The following is a 20,427-nucleotide window of genomic DNA, read 5'->3' on the forward strand; positions in this document are numbered from 1 at the left end:
GGACGACTCAGCGGCGGATGACGGCCAGCATCTCATCGCGCAGCGCCGCCATCCGCTCGGCGGTCGGCGCCTCAACGTTAAGCCGCAGAAGCGGTTCCGTGTTGGACGGGCGCACGTTGGCCCAGCTGCCGTCGGGGAAGCTGAGGGTGATCCCGTCGAGCCGGTCGATCTCCACCGGGAACGCCCGCTCGATCTCGGCCATCTTCGCGGCGGTGTCGGCGACCGTGGAGTTGATCTCGCCCGAGGCCGCGTACCGCTCGTAGTCCTTGGCCAGCGCCGACAGCGGGGCGGGCTGGCCGCCGAGCAGGGCCAGCGTGTGCAGGGCGGCGAGCATGCCGGTGTCGGCGCCCCAGAAGTCGCGGAAGTAGTAGTGCGCCGAGTGCTCGCCGCCGAAGACCGCGCCGGTGCGGGCCATCTCGGCCTTGATGAACGAGTGCCCGACCCGGGTCCGCACCGGCTCGCCGCCGTGCTCGCGGACGATCTCGGGCACCACCTTGGAGGTGATGAGGTTGTGGATGATCGTCGCGCCCGGCTCCTTGGCCAGCTCGCGGACCGCGACCATCGCCGTGATCACCGACGGGGAGACCGCCTCGCCCCGCTCGTCGACCACGAAGCAGCGGTCGGCGTCGCCGTCGAAGGCCAGGCCGATGTCGGCGCCGGTCGCGCGGACCTTGGCCTGCAGGTCGACCAGGTTGGCCGGCTCCAGCGGGTTGGCCTCGTGGTTGGGGAAGGTGCCGTCGAGCTCGAAGTACAGCGGGATGATCGTCAGCGGCAGGCCCGAGCCGAGCACGGCCGGCACCGTGTAACCGCCCATGCCGTTGCCGGCGTCGACCACGACCGTCAGCGGCCGGATGGCGGAGAGGTCCACGAGCTTGAGCAGGTGGGTGGCGTACCGCTCCAGCAGGCTGTACTGCTCCAGCCCGCCCTTGAGCCCGCCCTCGGGAACCCGGGCCCCGCTGTCGAGGATCTGCTGCGCGCGCTCGCGGATCTCGGTCAGGCCGGTGTCCTGCCCGACCGGCTTGGCGCCCTGTTTGCACAGCTTGATCCCGTTGTACTGCGCGGGATTGTGGCTCGCGGTGAACATGGCGCCGGGCAGGTCGAGCACGCCCGAGGCGTAGTACAGCAGGTCGGTGGAGCCCAGGCCGGCCTCCAGCACGTCGGCGCCCTCGGCGCGCGCGCCGTTGGCGAACGCCGTCGCCAGGGCCGGGCCCGACGCCCGCATGTCGTGCGCGGTCACGATCTTCTCGGCGAACTCCCCGCGGCTGCGCAGCGTCTGCACGAATGCCCGCCCGAGTGCCTCCGCCACCGGCTCGTTGAGCTGGTCGGGCACCGTCCCCCGCACGTCGTAGGCCTTGACGATCCGGCTCAGGTCGATCACAGTCTCGCACCCCTAGTCGTGGTCGCTGTTCCTACGACGGAGCCTAGTGCGGTTGCGTTCCGTGCACGTGTCAGTCCTAAGTTGCGCATGTGAGAACCAGGAAAGCTTGTGGTGCAGGATGAGCACATGGCGGAGGAAGGCAACTCCCTGCGGGCGATCGTCGCGGCCCTGTCCGCGAACCTCGGCATCGCGCTGAGCAAGTTCGTCGCGTTCCTGTTCACCGGCTCGTCGTCGCTGCTCGCGGAGGCCGTGCACTCGGTGGCCGACACCGCCAACCAGGTGCTGCTGCTCATCGGCGGCCGCCGCGCCCAGCAGCGGGCCAGCCAGCTGCACCCGTTCGGCTACGCACGGTTCCGGTACTTCTACGGCTTCCTCGTCACCCTCGTGATCTTCCTCGTCGGCGGCGTCTTCGCGCTCTTCGAGGGCTGGCAGAAGCTGCACCACCCGGAGCCGGTCGAGGACCCGATCTGGGCGTTCGCGGTGCTGGGCATCTCGGTCGGGCTGGAGTCGTTCTCCCTGCGCACCGCGGTGCACGAGGCCGAGCCGTCCCGCCGCGGGGCGCCCTGGCTGCGGTTCATCCGGACCACCCGCTCGCCCGAGCTGCCGGTCGTGCTCGCCGAGGACTTCGGCGCGCTGACCGGCCTCACCTTCGCCTTCGTCGGCATCACCCTCGCGGTGATCACCGGCGACGGGCGCTGGGACGCGGCCGGCACCCTGGCCATCGGCGCGCTGCTCGTGGTCATCTCGATCACGCTGTCGCAGCGGATGCGCAGCCTGCTCATCGGCGAGTCGGCCGACAACGGCACCCTGCTGGCGATCGAGGCGGCGATCGAGCGGGAGCCGCTGATCGAGCGCATGATCCACCTGCGCACCATGCATCTCGGCCCCGATCAGCTGCTGATCGCGGCCAAGGTGGCGGTGCGGGCCAGCGAGACGATGGCGCACGTGGCCCAGGCGATCAACCGCGCCGAGCACCAGGTCCGCGACGCCCTGACCTACGAGTGCTTCATCTTCCTGGAGCCGGACGTGTTCGACGCGAAGCTCTTCGAGACCGCCGAGCGCCCGCCCGGCTCCTCCGCGACCGAGCACCGTGAGGCCTGGGAGTGAACCGGCGCGCGGATTTCGAGGGGGTGCGGGTGGAGCGAAGCTCCCCCGCCGCTTCCGCAGGCACAGCCGGGAGCCGGACGGGTTCGACACGAAGCTCTCCGAGACCGCCGAGCGCCCGCCCGGCTCCTCCGCGACCGAGCACCGTGAGGCCTGGGAACAGCTAGAGCTGCAGGCCGGTGAGGACCATCACGCGCTCCTCGGTGTAGTCGGCCATCGCGCTGGCCAGGCCCTCGCGCCCGACCCCGCTGGCCTTGGCCCCGCCGTAGGGCATCTGGTCGGCCCGGTAGCTGGGCACGTCACCGACGATCACCCCGCCGACGTCGAGCACCCGGTGGGCCTCGAAGGCCCGGTCCAGCCGCCGGGTGAACACGCCGGCCTGCAGCCCGTAGGGCGAGGCGTTGACCGCCGCGAACCCGTCGGCGTCGGAGGCGACGCGCTCGAGCACCAGCACCGGGCCGAAGACCTCCTCGGCGCTGACCTTGGCGTCGGCCGGCGCGTGCGCGAGGACGGTCGGGGCGTAGGCGGCGCCGTCGCGGGTGCCGCCGGTGAGCAGCTTGGCCCCGGCCGCGACCGCCTCGCCGACCCAGTCCTCGACCCGCCGGGCCGCGGCCTCGCTGATGAGCGGGCCGACGTCGGTCTCGTCGGCGGCCGGGTCGCCGGTCACCTGGGCCTCGACCGCGGACACCAGCCTCTCGGCCAGCGCGTCGTAGTGGCGCTCGTGGACGTACACCCGCTGAACCGCGATGCAGCTCTGCCCGGCCTGGTAGTTGGAGAAGGTGGCGATCCGGCTCGCCGCCCAGTCCAGGTCGTCCCAGTCCTCGCACACCACCACGGCCGCGTTGCCGCCGAGCTCCAGGGTGACGTGCTTGCGCGGCACGGCGTCGCGGATCTGCCAGCCGACCGGGCCCGAGCCGGTGAACGACACGACGGGCAGCCGCGGGTCGGCGACCAGGGCGGAGGCGCGGTCGTTCGGGATCGGCACGATCGACCACATCCCCGCGGGCAGGTCGGTGCGGTCGGAGGCTTCGGCCAGGATCTCGCCGAGCAGCAGCGCGCTGAGCGGGGTCGCCGGGGCCGGCTTGAGCACGATCGGCGCGCCGACGGCCAGGGCCGGGGCGACCTTGTGGGCGACCAGGTTGAGCGGGAAGTTGAACGGGGAGATGCCCAGCACCGGGCCCCGGGGCACCCGCTTGACCAGGGCGATGCGGCCGGTCGCGGCCGGGTCGGTGTCGAGGCGCTGCAGCGAGCCGGAGAAGCGGCGGGCCTCCTCGGCGGCCCAGCGGAACGTCGACACCGCGCGGGCGACCTCGCCCCGCGACCACTTCATCGGCTTGCCGTTCTCGGCGGTGATGAGCCGGGCGACCTCCTCGGCGCGCTCCTTGAGCCGGGCGCTGACGTGGTCGAGGGCGGCGGCCCGGACGCTCGCGGGCAGGGCCGCGGCCTCGGCGGCGACGGCGGCCGCGGCGGCGACCGCCGCCTCCACCTGCTCGGGGGTGGCGTTGGAGGTGATGCCGACCTGACGCCCGTCGTAAGGGTGGCGGATCTCGACGGCGTCGTCGCTGGTTGCCGGGCGCCCGGCGATGAAGAACGGGGTCACGATTCCACCCTAACTCCAACGGAAACAGTTGCCCGAGGGCTTGTGTGCGACGGATTCGATGGAAAGATGTCCGTGCCGGGCACTCAAGGGAGCGGACATGACCGAACAGCTGCAGAACTTCGTCGACGGCGCCTACACCGACCCCGCCGACGGCCGTTACTCCGACCTGATCGACCCGTCCACCGGCGAGGTGTTCGCCTCCGCGCCGGTCTCCGGCGCCGAGGACGTCGACCGCGCCGTGCGCGCCGCGGCGAAGGCCTTCGAGACCTGGCGCGACGCCACGCCCGCCGAGCGGCAGCGGGCCCTGCTCAAGCTCGCCGACGCGATGGAGGACCGGGCGTCGGAGATCATCGACGCCGAGGTGCGCAACACCGGCAAGCCGCGCGCGATGACCGCCAGCGAGGAGCTGCCGCCGTCGATCGACCAGATCCGGTTCTTCGCCGGCGCCGCCCGGGTGCTCGAGGGCAAGTCGGCCGGTGAGTACATGAAGGGCCACACCAGCTACGTGCGGCGCGAGCCGATCGGCGTGTGCGCCCAGGTCACCCCGTGGAACTACCCGCTGATGATGGCGGTGTGGAAGATCGCCCCGGCGCTGGCCGCGGGCAACACGGTGGTGCTGAAGCCCTCCGACACCACGCCGGTCTCGTCGCTGCTGCTGGCCGAGCTGGCCGCCGAGTTCCTGCCGCCGGGCGTGCTCAACGTGATCACCGGCGACCGGGACACCGGCCGCGCCCTGGTCGCCCACCCCACCCCGAACTTCGTCTCCATCACCGGCTCGGTCCGGGCCGGGCGCGAGGTGGCCGCCGGGGCCGCCCCGTCGCTCAAGCGCACCCACCTGGAGCTGGGCGGCAAGGCCCCGGTCGTGGTCTTCGACGACGCCGACCTGGCCGCCGCGGCCGAGGCGATCGCGGTCGCGGGCTACTTCAACGCGGGCCAGGACTGCACGGCGGCCACCCGCGTGCTGGCCGGGCCGGGCATCTACGACGACTTCGTGGCCGCGCTCGCCGAGCAGGCGGCCGCGACGAAGACCGGCGCCCCGGACGACGAGGACATCCTCTACGGCCCGCTGAACAACGCCAACCAGCTGGCCCGGGTCGGCGGCTTCATCGACCGGCTGCCCGAGCACGCCCGGCTCGACACCGGCGGGGCCCGGGTCGGCGACCGGGGCTACTTCTACTCCCCCACCGTCGTGTCCGGCCTGCGCCAGGACGACGAGATCATCCAGGACGAGGTGTTCGGGCCGGTCATCACCGTGCAGCGCTTCACCGACGAGGACGAGGCGGTGCGCTGGGCCAACGGGGTGGAGTACGGCCTGTCGTCCTCGGTCTGGACCCGCGACCACGGCCGCGCGATGCGCATGACCCGGCGGCTCGACTTCGGCTGCGTCTGGGTCAATGCCCACATCCCGATCGTCGCCGAAATGCCGCACGGTGGGTTCAAACAGTCCGGATACGGTAAGGACCTCTCCATGTACGGCCTCGAGGACTACACCCGGATCAAGCACGTCATGCACAACATCGAGCTGTGATGACATCGTCGGAGGATCTGCGCAAGCGCCGCTCCGCCGCCGTCGCGCGCGGGGTCAGCAGCATGATCGGCTCGTACGTCGACCACGCCTCCGGCGGCACCCTCACGGATGTCGACGGGCGGGAGTGGATCGACCTCGCGGCCGGCATCGCGGTCACGAACGTCGGCAACGCGAACCCGCGGGTGGCCGAGGCGGTGCGGCGGCAGGCGGAGCGGTTCACGCACACCTGCTTCATGATCGCGCCGTACGAGGGCTATGTCGCCGTCTGCGAGCAGCTCAACGCGCTCGCCCCCGGCGGCTTCGAGAAGCGCTCGGCCCTGTTCAACTCGGGCGCCGAGGCGGTCGAGAACGCGGTGAAGATCGCCCGGCACGCCACCGGGCGCCGGGCCGTCGTCGTGTTCGACCACGCGTACCACGGCCGGACCAACCTCACCATGGCGCTCACCGCCAAGGACATGCCCTACAAGCACGGCTTCGGCCCGTTCGCCGGCGAGATCTACCGGGTGCCGATGTCCTACCCGTTCCGCGACGGCCTCGCCGGCCCGGACGCCGCCGCGCTGGCCATCGGCATGATCGAGAAGCAGGTGGGCGCCGACCAGGTGGCCGCGGTGCTGATCGAGCCGATCCAGGGCGAGGGCGGCTTCGTGGTGCCCGCGCCGGGCTTCCTGCCGTCGCTGGCCGCCTGGGCGCGGGCGAACGGGGCGCTGTTCGTCGCCGACGAGATCCAGACCGGCTTCTGCCGCACCGGGGACTGGTTCGCCACCACCCACGAGCGGCTGGAGCCGGACCTGATCACCACCGCGAAGGGCATCGCCGGCGGCCTGCCCCTGGCCGGGGTGACCGGGCGGGCCGAGTTCATGGACGCCGTGCACCCGGGCGGCCTCGGCGGCACCTACGGCGGCAACCCGGTGGCCTGCGCGGCCGCGCTCGCCTCGATCGAGACCATGCGGGAGCTCGACCTGGCCGCAGCCGCCCGGCGGATCGAGTCCGTCATGCTGCCCCGCCTGCGCGACCTGCAGTCCCGCTTCCCGTTCATCGGCGACGTCCGCGGCCGGGGCGCGATGCTGGCCCTGGAGATCGTGGTGCCGGAGTCCGCCGCGCCGGGCGAGCTCACCGCCGAGCGGGGCTGGGCCAGGGGCGCGCCGCTGGGCGCGACCCCGGACGCGGCGAAGACCGCCGACATCCAGCGCCTGGCCCACGAGGCCGGGCTGCTGCTGCTCACCTGCGGCACCTACGGCAACGTGATCCGCTTCCTGCCCCCGCTCGTGATGGACGACCCGACCCTGCAGCGCGCGCTCGACCTGCTGGAGTCGGCGCTCTGAGAACCCGTTCGACCCTTGGCGATCGGGGGTGACCTGGGTCACTATGGGTCATGCGGAATCCCTGGCTGGCCCTGCCGGCGGGCGCCGACGCCCGCGAGCGGATCGGTCAGGTCGGCCGCGCCTGGACCGCGTTCCTGGGCGGCGGCCGGGTCGGGGAGCAGGTGCGGGGCGTCGTCGCCGACTCGTGGCGGCGCAGCGCCGCGGCCCGGCTGGACCCGGACGCGACCGCGCCCGTGGACCTCGGCGACGAGGAGCTGGAGGAGTATCGCCGCAGCCATCCGCTGCGCCACGCGCTGCCGCTCTTCCGGGACCTGCTCGGCACCTTCGCCGAGGACGGGGACCACCTGATGGCCGTGTGCGACGCCCACGGCCGGCTGCTGTGGGTCGAGGGCCACAAAACGGTGGTGCGCCGGGCCGAGGACATGAACTTCGTCGCCGGCGCGCAGTGGGACGAGGCCCACGCGGGCACCAACGCGCCCGGCACCGCCATCGCCCTCGACCACGAGGTGCAGATCTTCGCCACCGAGCACTTCAGCCGCCGCGTCCAGCGGTTCACCTGCTCCGCCGCGCCGATCCACGACCCGCGCACCGGCCGCCTGCTCGGCGCGATCGACGTGACGGGCGGCGACCACCTGGCCAGCCCGCACTCGCTGGCGCTCGTCGTCGCCACCGCCCGCGCGGCCGAGGCGCACCTGGCCACCCTCGCGCCCTCCGGCCCCACGTTCACCGCGCTCGGCCGCGACGAAGCCGTGCTGCGCGGGCAGCGGCTGAGCCGACGGCACAGCGAGATCGTCGCCCTGCTGTGCGCCCATCCCGAGGGCCTCTCCGGCGACCGGCTCGCCCTGGAGCTCTACGGCGATGCGTGCGTCAATCCGGTCACCCTGCGCGCGGAGCTGTCGCGGCTGCGTCACGTGCTTGGTCCGCTGCTGCTGTCGCGCCCCTACCGGCTGCGCGACGCGGTCGCCTCCGACTTCGGCGAGATCGCGGAGCGCCTCGCGGCCGGGGACGTGAAGGGGGCCCTGCGCGCCTACCCCGGCCCGCTGCTGCCCAACTCGGAGGCGCCCGGCGTCGTGCGGCTGCGCCGGCTCATCGAGGGCCAGCTGCGCGCCGGGGTCCGGGCCAGTGGCGACCCGGGGATGCTCGCGGCCTGGACGGCGGCCGCCTGGGGCGCCGAGGACCTGTGGATGTGGGAGGCCCTCGCCGCCGCCCTGCCGCCCGGCTCGCCCCGCCAGGCCCTTGCCCTGGAGCGGGTCGCGTGCCTGTCGGAGGAGTACGCAACGGTGTTGCAACGTAGGCGTAACTAGCTTCGGGGTATGACCCGTTATGCAGCCCCGGGCCAGGAGGGATCCCTGGTCACCTTCCAATCCCGCTACGAGCACTGGATCGGCGGCGAGTACGTCAAGCCCGCCCGCGGCCAGTACTTCGAGAACCCGACCCCGGTGACCGGCCAGACCTTCACCGAGATCGCGCGGGGCACCGCCGACGACGTGGAGGCCGCGCTCGACGCCGCGCACGGTGCGGCCGACGCGTGGGGCCGCACCTCGGTGGCCGACCGCGCCAACATCCTCAACAAGATCGCCGACCGGATCGAGGCCAACCTCGAGACCCTCGCCGTCGCCGAGACCTGGGAGAACGGCAAGCCGATCCGGGAGACGCTCGCCGCCGACCTGCCGCTGGCCGTCGACCACTTCCGGTACTTCGCCGGCGCCATCCGCGCCCAGGAGGGCAGCCTCGGCGAGCTCGACGACGACACCGTGGCGTACCACTTCCACGAGCCCCTGGGCGTGGTCGCGCAGATCATCCCGTGGAACTTCCCGCTGCTCATGGCCACCTGGAAGCTCGCTCCCGCGCTCGCCGCCGGCAACGCGGTCGTGCTCAAGCCGGCCGAGCAGACCCCCGCCTCCATCCACGTGCTCATGAGCCTCATCGCCGACCTGCTCCCGCCGGGCGTGGTCAACATCGTCAACGGCTTCGGCGTCGAGGCCGGCAAGCCGCTGGCCAGCAGCCCGCGGGTCGCCAAGGTCGCGTTCACGGGCGAGACCACGACCGGGCGGCTGATCATGCAGTACGCCAGCGAGAACATCAAGCCGGTGACCCTGGAGCTCGGCGGCAAGAGCCCCAACATCTTCTTCGACGACGTCTCCCGCGCCGACGACGCCTTCTTCGACAAGGCGCTCGAGGGCTTCGCGATGTTCGCGCTCAACCAGGGCGAGGTGTGCACCTGCCCGTCCCGCGCGCTCGTCCAGCAGGGCCACTACGGCACGTTCATGGACGCCGCGACCGAGCGCGTCCGGGCGATCAAGCAGGGCCACCCGCTCGACACCGACACGATGATCGGCGCGCAGGCCTCCAACGACCAGCTCGAGAAGATCCTCTCCTACCTCGACATCGGCCGGCAGGAGGGCGCGAAGGTCCGCATCGGCGGCGAGCGCGCGGACCTCGGCGGGGATCTCTCCGGCGGGTACTACGTCCAGCCCACGGTGTTCGAGGGCGACAACGCGATGCGCATCTTCCAGGAGGAGATCTTCGGCCCGGTGGTCTCGGTGACCTCGTTCTCCGACTTCGCGGACGCCATCAAGATCGCCAACGACACCCTCTACGGCCTCGGCGCCGGCGTGTGGACCCGCGACACGAACACCGCCTACCGCGCCGGCCGGGCGATCCAGGCCGGCCGGGTGTGGACCAACTGCTACCACGCCTACCCGGCGCACGCGGCGTTCGGCGGCTACAAGCAGTCCGGCATCGGCCGCGAGAACCACAAGATGATGCTGGAGCACTACCAGCAGACCAAGAACCTGCTCGTCAGCTACAGCCCGAACAAGCTCGGGTTCTTCTAGAGATGCAACGCGTGGCGGTGACCCCCGCGGCGGCCGAGCTGATCCGGTCGCTGCGGGGCACGCACGGACCCCTGATGTTCCACCAGTCCGGCGGCTGCTGCGACGGCAGCTCGCCGATGTGCTACCCGGAGGGTGAGTTCCGCACCGGATCCTCCGACGTGCTCCTCGCGTCGCTGGCCGTGGAGGGCGTCGACGAGCCGGTCACGTTCTGGATGTCGAAGTCGCAGTTCGAGCTCTGGCGGCACACCCACCTCACGGTCGACGTGGTGCCCGGGCGCGGCTCCGGCTTCTCCCTGGAGGCGCCGGAAGGGGTGCGCTTCCTGATCAGGTCGCGGCTGCTGACCCCGGAGGAGCTAGCGGCCCTCGAGTAGCGGCCGGCGCGGGTCCCACGGGTCCGCGCGCCGGCGCCGGGCGATCGCCGACAGCGCCTCCAGCACGACCCGGTTGGCGAGGAGCGCGGTGATCTCGGCGTGGTCGTAGGGCGGGCTCACCTCGACCACGTCGACCCCGGCGATCGGCAGCTCGTAGCAGCAGCGGCGGACCGCGTCGAGCAGCTGCCGCGCGGTCAGCCCGCCCGGCTCCGGGGTGCCGGTTCCGGGCGCCATCCCCGGGTCGACCACGTCGACGTCGACGGAGAGGAAGACGCCGTCGCACTCGTCGGTGGCGATGGTGAAGGCCTCCGTCAGGCACTCGTCCAGACCGCGGGCGACGATCTCGGTCATCTCGTAGGAGCGCAGGCCCTGGCCGGCCATCCAGTCCAGCGTCTCCGGGCCGGGCCAGTAGCCGCGCAGCCCCAGCTGCAGGAACCGGTCGCCGCGCAGGGCGCCGGACTCGATCAGGCGGCGCATCGGCTGCCCGTGGCCGACCAGCGAGCCCATCTCGACGTCGCCGGTGTCGGCGTGGGCGTCGAAGTGGACCATCGAGACGCGGCCGTAGCCGAGCTTGCGGGCCACGCCGGTCGCGTCGGGCCAGGCGATGGTGTGGTCGCCCCCGAGCACGACCGGGATCGCGCCCGAGTCGGCGACGGCGAAGACCGCGTTCTCGAGCGTCTTGAGCGCCGCCGTGGACTCCGGGGCGTACATGTGGACGTCCCCGGCATCGAAGACCCTCAGGTCCTTGAGCGCGTCGACCCGCATGGCGAGCGAGGGCCGGGAGCCGTCGTGGGGCAGGTAGCAGGCCTGGCGGATGGCCTGCGGGCCGAACCGGGTGCCGGGCCGGTGGGAGGTGCCGCCGTCGTAGGGCGCGCCGATGATCACCACGTCGGCCTCGGGCAGCGCGGCCAGGTCGCAGCGCGGCACCCCGAGGAACGTGAAGTCCGGTCCGAATTGATTCATGACTCGCTCACAGCTCCTGCTTGCTCCACGGCACGCCGTGCTCGGCGAGCAGCTCGAGGAACGGCCGCGGCGGGAAGGCCTCGGGGCCCAGCACGCCCGTGCCCGTCCACGTGCCGGCCGCGAGCAGTTCGAGGCCGACCACCGCGTTGACCGCGGTCTGCCACACGACGGCCTGGCAGCCGTACTCGCGCATGGTCCACGCGTTGTCGACGACGTGGTACAGGTAGGTGGCCCGCGGCCGCCCGTCGCGCCCGAGCCCGGTGACGTAGGTGCCGGCGCAGGTGCGGCCGTGCATCCGCTCGCCGAGCTTCGCCGGGTCGGGCAGGACCGCGGCCACCACGTCGCGCGGGGACACCGCGACGCCGCCGACCGTCACCTTCCTCGTCGAGTCGAGCCCGAGCTTGCGGATGGTCTTGAGCACCTGGATGAACTCGTCGCCCAGGCCGGCCTTGAAGGTGACCCGCCGCACGTCGATCCAGCGCGGGATGAGCAGCACCTCCTCGTGCTCGACGTGCACGCACTCGATCGGGCCGATGCCGGCCGGGAAGTCGAAGATCTCGGGCTCGGAGAAGGGCCTCGTGACGTACAGCCCGCGGTTCTTCTCGTAGATGAGCGGCGGGTTGAGGCACTCCTCGATCGTCGTCCAGATCGAGGACGCGGGGGCGAACTCGTAACCGTCCACCACCAGGTCCGAGCCGCCGCGGACGCCGATGTCGTGCACCTCGGCGAAGAGCACGTCGGCGGCGTACCGGGCGAAGACGTCGCAGAGCCCGGGCGCGACGCCCATGCCCACGAGCGCCAGCCGGTCGGCCGCCCGCCACCGGTCCTCGAGCGCGAACTGCTCGGCGCCGAGCAGCACCCCGATCTGCCGGTAGGGCCGCTCCGGGTGCGGCTGGGACAGCGACATCGCCAGGTCGACGTAGTGCGCGCGGGCCTCGAGCGCACCGGTGAAGATCGGGACCACGAAACGGGGGTCGACGGCGTTGAGCACGTGCGTGATGCGCAGGCTCCGGCACAGCTGCGCGACGGCGGGGGCGGAGGCGGCGTCGAGGACCGCGGCGGCGAACCGGGGATCGTCCACCGAGGAGACCGCGGCCTCGGCCCGGGCGGCGTCGTGGTCGGCCACGACGCAGTGCTCGAGGAAGGGACGGCGGGCGGCGATGCGCACCGCCGCGGTGCCGACGCCACCGGCGCCGACGATCAGCAGTCGCATGTGCCGCTAGGCCTTCCGGCGCAGGCGCGGCAACTGGCCGATCAGGACGATCAGGAACGAGATCAGGAACATCGCGGTGCCGATGACGTTGACCTGGGCGGGAATGCCACGCTGCGAGGCTCCCCAGACGAACATCGGGAAGGTCACGACGGTTCCCGAGTTGAAGTTGGTGACGATGAAGTCGTCGAAGGAGAGCGAGAACGACAGCAGGGCGGCCGCGACGATGCCGGGCATCACCAGCGGCAGGGTGACCCGCAGGAACGTCTGCCGCTCGTCGGCGTAGAGGTCCATGGCCGCCTCCTGCAGCCGCGGGTCGAGCCCGGCCAGGCGCGCCTTGACCGTGACGACCACGAACGACAGGCAGAACAGCACGTGGGCGATGACGACGGTCCAGAAGCCCAGCGGCACGCCCGAGGCGACGAAGAGCGCCAGCAGCGACGAGCCCATCACGATCTCCGGCGTCGCCATGGGCAGGAAGATCAGCGTGTTGGTCGCGCCGCGGCCGCGGAAGCTGTGCCGGGCCAGGGCGAAGGACATCAGCGTGCCCAGCACCGTCGCGCCGACGGTGGCCAGCACCGCGACGCCGATGCTGAGCCAGAACGCGTCGCCGATGCCGGCCGCGCCGAAGGGGTGCCGCCAGTGCTCCAGCGTGAACCGGTAGTTGTCCAGCGTGTAGGGGGCGTTGGGGCGGGCGTCCCGGAACGACATCGCGGCCACGACGGCGATCGGCACGAAGAGGTACAGCAGGACGATCAGCCCGATCGCGAGCACCCAGTGATCGGCGAGGAACCTGCGCAGGCGGTGGAGCATCAGAGCACCTCGTCCGTTCCGGCGCGCTTGACGTAGACGAAGACCAGCACGAGGATCGCCGCCATCAGGGTGAACGACAGCGCGGCCGCGGCCGGGTAGTCGCCGACCTTGAGGAACTTGGACTGGATGACATTGCCGATCATGTACTGCCGGTTGGTCCCCAGCAACTGCGCGTTGATGTAGTCGCCGGCCGCCGGGATGAACGTCAGCAGCGTGCCGGCCACGACGCCGGGCATCGACAGCGGCAGCACGACCCGCGTGAAGCGCGCGACCGGGCGGGCGTAGAGGTCGCCGGCCGCCTCGATGAGCCGCGGGTCGAGCTTCTCCAGGCTGGCGTAGAGCGGCAGCACCATGAACGGCAGGAAGTTGTAGACCAGCCCCGCGATCACCGCCGGGGTGGTGGCCAGCAGCCGGCCGTCGGGCAGCGGGACGTGCAGGGCGTTGAGCACCGACACGACCGTGCCGTTGTCGGACAGGATGACCTTCCAGGCCAGCGTGCGGATCAGGAAGCTGGTGAAGAACGGCGCGATGACGCAGATGAGCAGCACGTTCTTCCAGCGGCCGGCCTTGAGCGCGATCGCGTAGGCCAGCGGGTAGCCCAGCAGGAGCGAGAACGCGGTGGTCAGCAGCGCGTACCACAGCGAGCGGCCGAACTGGGGCAGGTATTCGGCGACGGCGTCGGAGTAGTTGCTGAACTGCCAGGTCATCGCGTATCCGTCCTCCAGCGACCCGCTCGGGTCGTAGAGGCTGGTCGCGAAGAGCTGGACGCACGGCACCGCGAAGAACAGGACGAGCCACAGGCCGCCGGGGAGCAGCAGCAGGTACGGCAGCCACTTCTTCCTGGGTCGTTCGAGCTTGACCGGGGCGCTGTTGCCGGCCCCGGCCCCCAGCTGCCCCAAGGCGCTCATGCCGCGACTTCCTCGGAATCCACCACCGGCGCGTGGGTCTCGCCGGCCGGGCGGGGCAGGAGGAACGCGTGCTCGGGCCGCCAGTGCACGGTCACCTCGCTGGCCACAGCGAGCGGCGCGGCCACGCCCGAGTTGGGCACGAAGACCGTCAGCTCGTCGCCCCAGGGCGCGCGCACGAGGTACTGCGTGCTGACCCCCATGTAGGAGGAGTCGGTCACGAGCCCGGTGACGCTCTGGTGGCCGGCCGGCACCTCCCCCGTGCTCAGGTGCAGCTTCTCCGGCCGCACGCCGAGCCACACCGTGCCCTCGGTGGCCCGGGCGCGCGCGGCCGGGACCGTGTAGCGGCCGTCGTAGGCCCCGACCAGCAGGTCGTCGCCGGAGCGCCCGGTCACGTCGGCGGCGAGCAGGTTGGACTGGCCCAGGAAGTTGGCCACGAACGCGGTGCCGGGGAAGTCGTACATCTCCACGGGCGCGCCGAGCTGTTCGATGCGCCCGGCGTTCATCACCGCGACCGTGTCGGCCATCGTCATGGCCTCCTCCTGGTCGTGCGTGACGTGCACGAACGTGATGCCGACCTCGGTCTGGATGCGCTTGAGCTCCACCTGCATCTGCCGGCGCAGCTTCAGGTCGAGCGCGCCGAGCGGCTCGTCGAGCAGCAGCACCTGGGGCCGGTTGATCAGCGCCCGGGCGAGCGCCACCCGCTGCTGCTGGCCGCCGGAGAGCTGGGCCGGGCGGCGCTTGCCGAAGCCGTCGAGGTCGACCAGGTGGAGCATCTGCTCGACCTGGTCGGCGCACTTGCGGATGCCGCGCCGGCGCAGGCCGAACGCGACGTTGTCCTCGATGTTGAGGTGCGGGAAGAGCGCGTAACTCTGGAACACCGTGTTGACCGGCCGCTTGTAGGGCCGCAGCCGCGTGACGTCGGAGTCGCCGAGCAGGACCTGGCCCGCGGTCGGCTCCTCGAGCCCCGCGATCATCCGCAGGGTGGTCGTCTTGCCACAGCCGGACGCGCCCAGCAGCGCGAAGAACGAACCCCGGGGCACGGTGAGGGTCAGGTCGTCGACCGCGGTGAAGGTGCCGAACCGCTTCGTCACACCGCTGAGGCGGAGATCGGCGCCGCTGGGCTGCCCGGTCATGTGTCAGGCCCCCGACACGGCTTCGAACTTGGCGGCGTACCTCTTGTCCTCGTCCTCGGTGAGCGCCTTGAACGAGTGGGTCTTGGCCAGGGTCGCCGAGTCCGGGAAGATCAGCGGGTTGGTGGCCAGCTCCGGGTCGATCTTCTGCATCGCTTCCTGCGCGCCCTGGACCGGGCAGATGTAGTTGACCGTCGCGGCCACCTGGGCGGCCACCGCGGGGTCGTAGTAGTAGTCGATGAGCTGCTCGGCGTTGGCCTTGTGGGTCGCCGGGGCCGGGATGAGCATGTTGTCCGACCAGATGATCAGACCCTCCTCCGGCGTGACGAACGCGACCTTCGAGCCCTCCTCGGCGGCGAGCTGGATGACGTCGCCGGACCACGCGATGCACGCCGCGAGGTCGCCCTTGGCGAGGTCCTCCTTGTAGTCGTTGCCGGTGAACTTGCGGATCTGGCCGGAGTCGACGGCCTTCTTGAGCTTCTCGATCGCGGCGTCGTAGTCGGCGTCGCTGACCGTGGCCGGGTCCTTGCCCATCGACAGCAGCAGCAGGCCGATGGTGTCGCGCATCTCGGTGAGCACCGCGACCTTGCCCTTGAGGTCCGGCCGGGTCAGCAGCTCGTCGACGGTGCGGACCTCCTTGGTCACCGCGCCGTTGTAGGCGATGCCGGTGAGGCCGGACTGCCACGGCGCGGCGTGGTTCATGTCCTTGTCCCACGGGCGGTTGCGCAGCGTCTTGAGCACGTTCGCCGTGAAGTTGGGGGTCTTGGCCGGGTCGAAGGGCTGCGCCCAGCCCAGGTTGACCACCCGCGAGGCCATCCAGTCGGTGAGCACCATGACGTCGCGGTCGATCGACTGGCACGCCTGGAGCTGGTTGCGCACCTTGCCGAAGAACTCGTTGTTGTCGTTGACGTCTTCGGTGTAGTTGACCGCGATTCCGGTCTTGGCCGTGAACGCGTCGAGCGACGGGCGCTTCTTGTCGTCGGTGGCGTCGATGTAGAGCGGCCAGTTGGACCAGTTGAGCTTCTTCTCGGTCGCCGAGGCGTCGGTGCCGATGCAGGCGGCCTTCTCCGCGTCATTCTTCTTCGCGGGCTTCGTGCCGCACGCCGCCAGCGTCCCGCCGGACGCGACCAGGGCACCGCTGGCCAGCAGACTGCGAATCAGGGTCCGGCGCGAGAGGCCGGCGGCTTGGTTTCGCACAGGGGCTCCTACGGATCTCGATATCGGTCACCCGAACTGGGGGGCGGTGACCGACGACTGATCCTGACACGGGGTGCCATCACTCACAAGGGATTCCGTTGTCACGATCGGGCCGCACAACGAAAAACGCTTTGAAGTCAACGTGAAGTCACGATCGTCATCATGCGGAAACGCGGGCAGGACAGTCTGCAACGTTTTTCGGGTCGTCGGCAACCCTAACGATTCCGTAGATTGATCGTTGACCAGCCATGGAATCAGTTGCCAAAGCCCGCATGCTGGGTCAGAATCCACACGTGACCGAGCCCGCCCTCGACGACGTCAACAAGCGCATCATCGAGCAGCTGCAGCGCGACGGCCGCATGTCCTACGCCGCCCTGGCGAAGGTCGTGGGGCTGTCGGAGGCGGCCGTGCGCCAGCGGGTGCAACGCCTGCTGGACACCGGCGTCATGCAGATCGTGGCGGTCACCGATCCCCTCACGCTCGGCTTCGCCCGCCAGGTGATGATCGGGGTCAAGGTCGAAGGGGATCTCCGTCCGGTCGCCAAGGCGCTCGCGGGGGTCCCGGAGATCGACTACGTGGTGATCTGCGCCGGCGGCTACGACCTGCTCGTCGAGCTGGTCTGCACCGACGACGAGCATCTCCTCGACCTCATCAACGACACGGTGCGGAGCATCCCCGGCGTCACCGCGACGGAGACCTTCGTCTACCTCAAGCTCGCCAAGCAAACCTATGCGTGGGGGACCCGATGACCATCGACCAGCAACCCGACGCCGCCGCGCTGGACAACGCGGCGCGCGATCACCTGTGGATGCACTTCACCCGCCTGTCGGACTACGCGGAGAACCCGGTTCCGGTCATCGTGCGGGGCGACGGTGCCTACATCTACGACAGCCACGGCCGGCGCTACCTCGACGGCCTCTCCGCGCTCTTCGTGGTGCAGACCGGCCACGGCCGCCAGGAGCTCGCCGAGGCCGCCGCCAAGCAGGCGTCCGAGCTCGCGTACTTCCCGCTGTGGTCCTACGCCCACCCCAAGGCGATCGAGCTGGCCGAGCGGCTCACCAGCCTGGCCCCGGGCAACCTGAACCGGGCGTTCTTCACCACCGGCGGCTCCGAGGCGGTCGAGAGCGCCTGGAAGCTGGCCCGCTCGTACTTCCGCAAGGTCGGCAAGCCGCTGAAGACGAAGGTGCTCTCGCGGTACGTCGCCTACCACGGCACCTCGATGGGGGCGCTGTCGATCACCGGCGTCCCGGCGTTCCGGCAGGACTTCGAGCCGCTGGTGCCGGGCGCCTTCCGGGTGCCCAACACCAACTACTACCGCCGGCCCGACCAGTCCATGACGCCCGAGCAGTTCGGCGTCTGGGCCGCGGACCGCATCGCCGAGATGATCGAGTTCGAGGGGCCCGACACGGTCGCCGCGGTCTACCTCGAGCCCGTGCAGAACGCGGGCGGCTGCTTCCCGCCCCCGCCCGGGTACTTCCAGCGGGTCCGCGAGATCTGCGACCGGTACGACGTGCTGCTCGTCTCCGACGAGGTGATCTGCGCGTTCGGGCGGCTCGGCGAGTACTTCGGGGCCGAGCGCTACGGCTACCAGCCCGACATCATCACCTGCGCGAAGGGCCTCACCAGCGGCTACATCCCGCTGGGGGCGATGCTGGTCTCCGACCGGCTGGCCGAGCCGTTCCTGGAGGGGCGCAACTGGTTCGCCCACGGCATCACCTACGGCGGGCACCCCGTCGCCTCCGCGGTGGCGCTGGCCAACCTCGACATCTTCGAGCGCGAGAACCTCAACGAGCACGTACGCGCGAACTCGGCGCTGTTCCGGTCCTACCTCGAGCGCCTGCACGACCTGCCGATCGTCGGCGACGTGCGCGGGGACGGGTACTTCTTCGGCATCGAGCTGGTCAAGGACAAGACGACCAAGGAGACCTTCAACGAGGCCGAGTCCGAGGCCCTCCTGCGCGGCTTCCTGTCCAAGGCGCTCTTCGAGGCGGGGCTCTACTGCCGCGCCGACGACCGCGGCGACCCGGTGATCCAGCTCGCGCCGCCGCTGATCTGCGGCGAGGAGCAGTTCGCCGAGATGGAGCAGATCCTGCGCGCGGTCCTCACCGAGGCATGGAACCGCCTGTAGAGCGCACGCGGATTCGCCGGCTGCCCGACAAGGCGGTCCGTGAGCGGTCCGCGCTGCACGCCGTGCTCGACGCGGGGATGGTCGCCCACGTGGCGTTCGTCCACGATGGACAGCCGTACGCGATCCCGGTCGCGTACGGCCGCGACGGGGACTCGGTGCTGTTCCACGGCTCGAGCGGGAGCCGGCTGTTCCGCCTGCTGGCGGGCGGCGCCCCGGCCTGCCTGACGGTCACCCTGCTGGACGGGCTGATCCTGGCGCGCAGCGCGTTCGAGGCGTCGATGCGGTACCGCTGCGCCATGGTCCTCGGCTCGTGCACGGTCGTCGAGGACCAGGAGCCGGCGCTGCGGGTGATCAGCGAGCACCTCACGCCCGGGCGGTGGGACGTGATCCGGCCCCCGTCCCGCAAGGAGCTCGCGGCGACGCTCGTGCTGCGGCTGCCGCTGGCCGAGTGGTCGCTGAAGGTGAGCGACGGCTGGCCCGAGACCTCGCCCGAGGACGCCGGCTGGTCCCCGCCGACCGGCGTGATCCCCATCCGCACCGAGCTCGGTGCGTTCCGGCCGGGCGAGGCGGAATGAGCTTCTGGACGGCGGTACTGCCGCCCCCGCCCCCGCGCCCGGCCCTCGCCGGCGACGAGGATGCCGACGTGTGCGTCGTCGGCGCCGGGTACACGGGCCTGTGGACCGCGTACTACCTCGCCGTGGCCGATCCCTCGCTGCGCATCACCGTGCTGGAGGCCGAGCACGCCGGCTTCGGGGCGAGCGGCCGCAACGGCGGCTGGTGCTCGGCCCTGTTCCCCAAGTCGGTCGGCTACCTGGACCGCACGTTCGGCCGCGAGGCCGCCCTCGCGCTGAACGCGGCCATGGAGTCGGCCGTGGACGAGGTCGGCCGGGTCGCCGCGGCCGAGGGCATCGACTGCGACTACGCCAAGGGCGGCACCGTGGTGCTGGCCCGCTCGCCGGCGCAGCTCGCCCGGGCCCGCGCGGAGGTCGCCGAGGCCGCGCGCTACGGCATCGAACTGCACCTGCTCTCGGCCGCGGAGGCGAAGGCCCGCGCGGGCGCGACCGACGTGCTGGGCGGCACCTACACACCGCACTGCGCCGCGATCCAGCCCGCCAAGCTCGTGCGCGGTCTGGCCGCGGCCTGCGTGCGGCGCGGCGTGCGCATCTACGAGCGCTCCGCGGTGACCCGGCTCGGCGCGGGGGTCGCGACCACGGCGCTCGGCCGCGTCCGGGCGCCCGTCGTCGTGCGGGCGACGGAGGGCTTCACGCCGCGCCTGCCGGGCCACCGCCGCGTCATCACGCCGCTGTACTCCCTGATGATCGCGACCCACCCCCTGCCCCCGGCATTCTGGGCGGAGGCGGGGCTGGCCGCCCGCGAGACGTTCGCCGACGGCCGCCACCTGATCATCTACGGCCAGCGCACCGCCGACGACCGCCTGGCCTTCGGCGGCCGCGGCGCCCCCTACCACTACGGCTCGGCGATCGACCCCGCCTTCGACCACGAGCCCCGCGTCTTCGCCGACCTGGCCCGCGTGCTGCGGACGCTGTTCCCGTTCATCGGCGACGAGGTGCCGGTCGCCCGCGCCTGGGGCGGCCCGCTGGGGGTGGCCCGCGACTGGATGGCGTCGGTCGGCCTGGACCGGGCAACGGGGCTGGCGTGGGCCGGCGGCTACGTCGGCGACGGCGTCGGCACCGCGAACCTGGCCGGCCGCACCCTCGCCGACCTGATCACCGGCGCCGGCAGCGACCTGGTCCGGTTGCCGTGGGTCGGCCACCGCTCCCCGAACTGGGAGCCGGAGCCCCTGCGCTGGCTGGGCATCAACGCGAGCCTGCGCCTGATGACGGCGTCCGACGCCGCCGAGGCCCGCACCGGGCGCCCCGCGAAACGGGCCGAATTGATCTCCCGAATGCTCGGCAACTGACTATTCCGCACAATTCA

General features: G+C 71.6%; 18 protein-coding genes. 10 read left to right on the forward strand and 8 right to left on the reverse strand.

Annotated features, from left to right (window positions below):
• Positions 1-7: 7 nt before the first annotated feature.
• Positions 8-1,378: a phosphomannomutase/phosphoglucomutase gene (locus ACQP1P_RS43090; RefSeq protein ID WP_433080432.1), complete on the reverse strand. Its 1,371-nt coding sequence runs from the start codon at positions 1,376-1,378 to the stop codon at positions 8-10.
• A gap of 126 nt (positions 1,379-1,504) precedes the next feature.
• On the opposite strand from ACQP1P_RS43090, the gene ACQP1P_RS43095 reads away from it, so the two are divergent.
• A complete protein-coding gene (locus tag ACQP1P_RS43095; protein ID WP_433080434.1) occupies positions 1,505-2,485 on the forward strand; it encodes a cation diffusion facilitator family transporter in 981 nt (326 codons plus the stop codon).
• A gap of 160 nt (positions 2,486-2,645) precedes the next feature.
• Here the strand turns inward: ACQP1P_RS43095 and ACQP1P_RS43100 are convergent, their stop codons facing one another.
• Positions 2,646-4,082: an aldehyde dehydrogenase family protein gene (locus tag ACQP1P_RS43100; protein WP_433080436.1), complete on the reverse strand. Its 1,437-nt coding sequence runs from the start codon at positions 4,080-4,082 to the stop codon at positions 2,646-2,648.
• 97 nt (positions 4,083-4,179) lie between these two features.
• On the opposite strand from ACQP1P_RS43100, the gene ACQP1P_RS43105 reads away from it, so the two are divergent.
• Genes ACQP1P_RS43105 through ACQP1P_RS43125 form a run of 5 tightly spaced genes read left to right on the forward strand, consistent with a single transcriptional unit; the run spans position 4,180 to position 10,140 of the window.
• Entirely contained in the window at positions 4,180-5,610 is a 1,431-nt protein-coding gene (locus tag ACQP1P_RS43105; RefSeq protein WP_433080438.1) for a gamma-aminobutyraldehyde dehydrogenase, read from the forward strand.
• Positions 5,610-6,932, forward strand: a complete 1,323-nt coding sequence (gabT, locus tag ACQP1P_RS43110; RefSeq protein WP_433090370.1) for a 4-aminobutyrate--2-oxoglutarate transaminase — start codon at positions 5,610-5,612, stop codon at positions 6,930-6,932. Before ACQP1P_RS43105 ends, gabT begins: the two co-directional genes overlap by 1 nt.
• Positions 6,933-6,982: 50 nt before the next feature.
• Positions 6,983-8,236: a GAF domain-containing protein gene (locus tag ACQP1P_RS43115; protein WP_433080440.1), complete on the forward strand. Its 1,254-nt coding sequence runs from the start codon at positions 6,983-6,985 to the stop codon at positions 8,234-8,236.
• Between the two features lie 9 nt (positions 8,237-8,245).
• Complete coding sequence (adh, locus tag ACQP1P_RS43120) at positions 8,246-9,769, forward strand: aldehyde dehydrogenase (protein ID WP_433080442.1); 1,524 nt, start codon at positions 8,246-8,248, stop codon at positions 9,767-9,769.
• A gap of 2 nt (positions 9,770-9,771) precedes the next feature.
• Positions 9,772-10,140: a DUF779 domain-containing protein gene (locus tag ACQP1P_RS43125; RefSeq protein ID WP_433080444.1), complete on the forward strand. Its 369-nt coding sequence runs from the start codon at positions 9,772-9,774 to the stop codon at positions 10,138-10,140.
• Here ACQP1P_RS43125 and speB read toward each other — a convergent pair.
• Genes speB through ACQP1P_RS43155 form a run of 6 tightly spaced genes read right to left on the reverse strand, consistent with a single transcriptional unit; the run spans position 10,123 to position 16,361 of the window.
• Positions 10,123-11,103: an agmatinase gene (gene speB / locus ACQP1P_RS43130; protein WP_433080446.1), complete on the reverse strand. Its 981-nt coding sequence runs from the start codon at positions 11,101-11,103 to the stop codon at positions 10,123-10,125. The genes ACQP1P_RS43125 and speB overlap by 18 nt on opposite strands.
• 7 nt (positions 11,104-11,110) lie before the next feature.
• Positions 11,111-12,316 (reverse strand): saccharopine dehydrogenase family protein, encoded by a 1,206-nt coding sequence (locus tag ACQP1P_RS43135; RefSeq protein ID WP_433080448.1) that lies wholly within the window; start codon positions 12,314-12,316, stop codon positions 11,111-11,113.
• A gap of 6 nt (positions 12,317-12,322) precedes the next feature.
• Entirely contained in the window at positions 12,323-13,126 is an 804-nt protein-coding gene (locus tag ACQP1P_RS43140; protein WP_433080450.1) for an ABC transporter permease, read from the reverse strand.
• The gene (locus ACQP1P_RS43145) at positions 13,126-14,034 is read right to left on the reverse strand and encodes an ABC transporter permease (RefSeq protein WP_433080452.1); all 909 of its coding nucleotides are present in this window, start codon (positions 14,032-14,034) and stop codon (positions 13,126-13,128) included. Before ACQP1P_RS43145 ends, ACQP1P_RS43140 begins: the two co-directional genes overlap by 1 nt.
• Positions 14,031-15,167, reverse strand: coding sequence for an ABC transporter ATP-binding protein (locus ACQP1P_RS43150; RefSeq protein ID WP_433080454.1), 1,137 nt, complete (start codon positions 15,165-15,167; stop codon positions 14,031-14,033). Before ACQP1P_RS43150 ends, ACQP1P_RS43145 begins: the two co-directional genes overlap by 4 nt.
• Before the next feature lie 3 nt (positions 15,168-15,170).
• Positions 15,171-16,361 carry an extracellular solute-binding protein gene (locus ACQP1P_RS43155; protein WP_433080456.1) on the reverse strand — a complete coding sequence of 397 codons (1,191 nt, stop codon included), beginning with the start codon at positions 16,359-16,361 and terminating at the stop codon, positions 15,171-15,173.
• A 248-nt stretch (positions 16,362-16,609) separates the two neighbouring features.
• Here ACQP1P_RS43155 and ACQP1P_RS43160 point away from each other — a divergent pair, with 248 nt between their 5' ends.
• From ACQP1P_RS43160 to ACQP1P_RS43175, 4 genes are read left to right on the forward strand one after another with little or no spacing between them, the layout of a single operon-like run.
• Positions 16,610-17,110: an Lrp/AsnC family transcriptional regulator gene (locus ACQP1P_RS43160; protein WP_433080458.1), complete on the forward strand. Its 501-nt coding sequence runs from the start codon at positions 16,610-16,612 to the stop codon at positions 17,108-17,110.
• On the forward strand, positions 17,107-18,489 hold the full coding sequence (locus ACQP1P_RS43165; protein WP_433080460.1) for an aspartate aminotransferase family protein: 1,383 nt from the start codon (positions 17,107-17,109) through the stop codon (positions 18,487-18,489). Before ACQP1P_RS43160 ends, ACQP1P_RS43165 begins: the two co-directional genes overlap by 4 nt.
• The gene (locus tag ACQP1P_RS43170; protein WP_433080462.1) at positions 18,474-19,064 is read left to right on the forward strand and encodes a pyridoxamine 5'-phosphate oxidase family protein; all 591 of its coding nucleotides are present in this window, start codon (positions 18,474-18,476) and stop codon (positions 19,062-19,064) included. The genes ACQP1P_RS43165 and ACQP1P_RS43170 overlap by 16 nt, the downstream gene beginning before the upstream one ends.
• Complete coding sequence (locus tag ACQP1P_RS43175; protein ID WP_433080464.1) at positions 19,061-20,410, forward strand: NAD(P)/FAD-dependent oxidoreductase; 1,350 nt, start codon at positions 19,061-19,063, stop codon at positions 20,408-20,410. The genes ACQP1P_RS43170 and ACQP1P_RS43175 overlap by 4 nt, the downstream gene beginning before the upstream one ends.
• Positions 20,411-20,427 lie beyond the last annotated feature (17 nt).

The organism is Dactylosporangium sp. CA-052675 (assembly GCF_050947935.1).
GTDB lineage: Bacteria > Actinomycetota > Actinomycetes > Mycobacteriales > Micromonosporaceae > Dactylosporangium.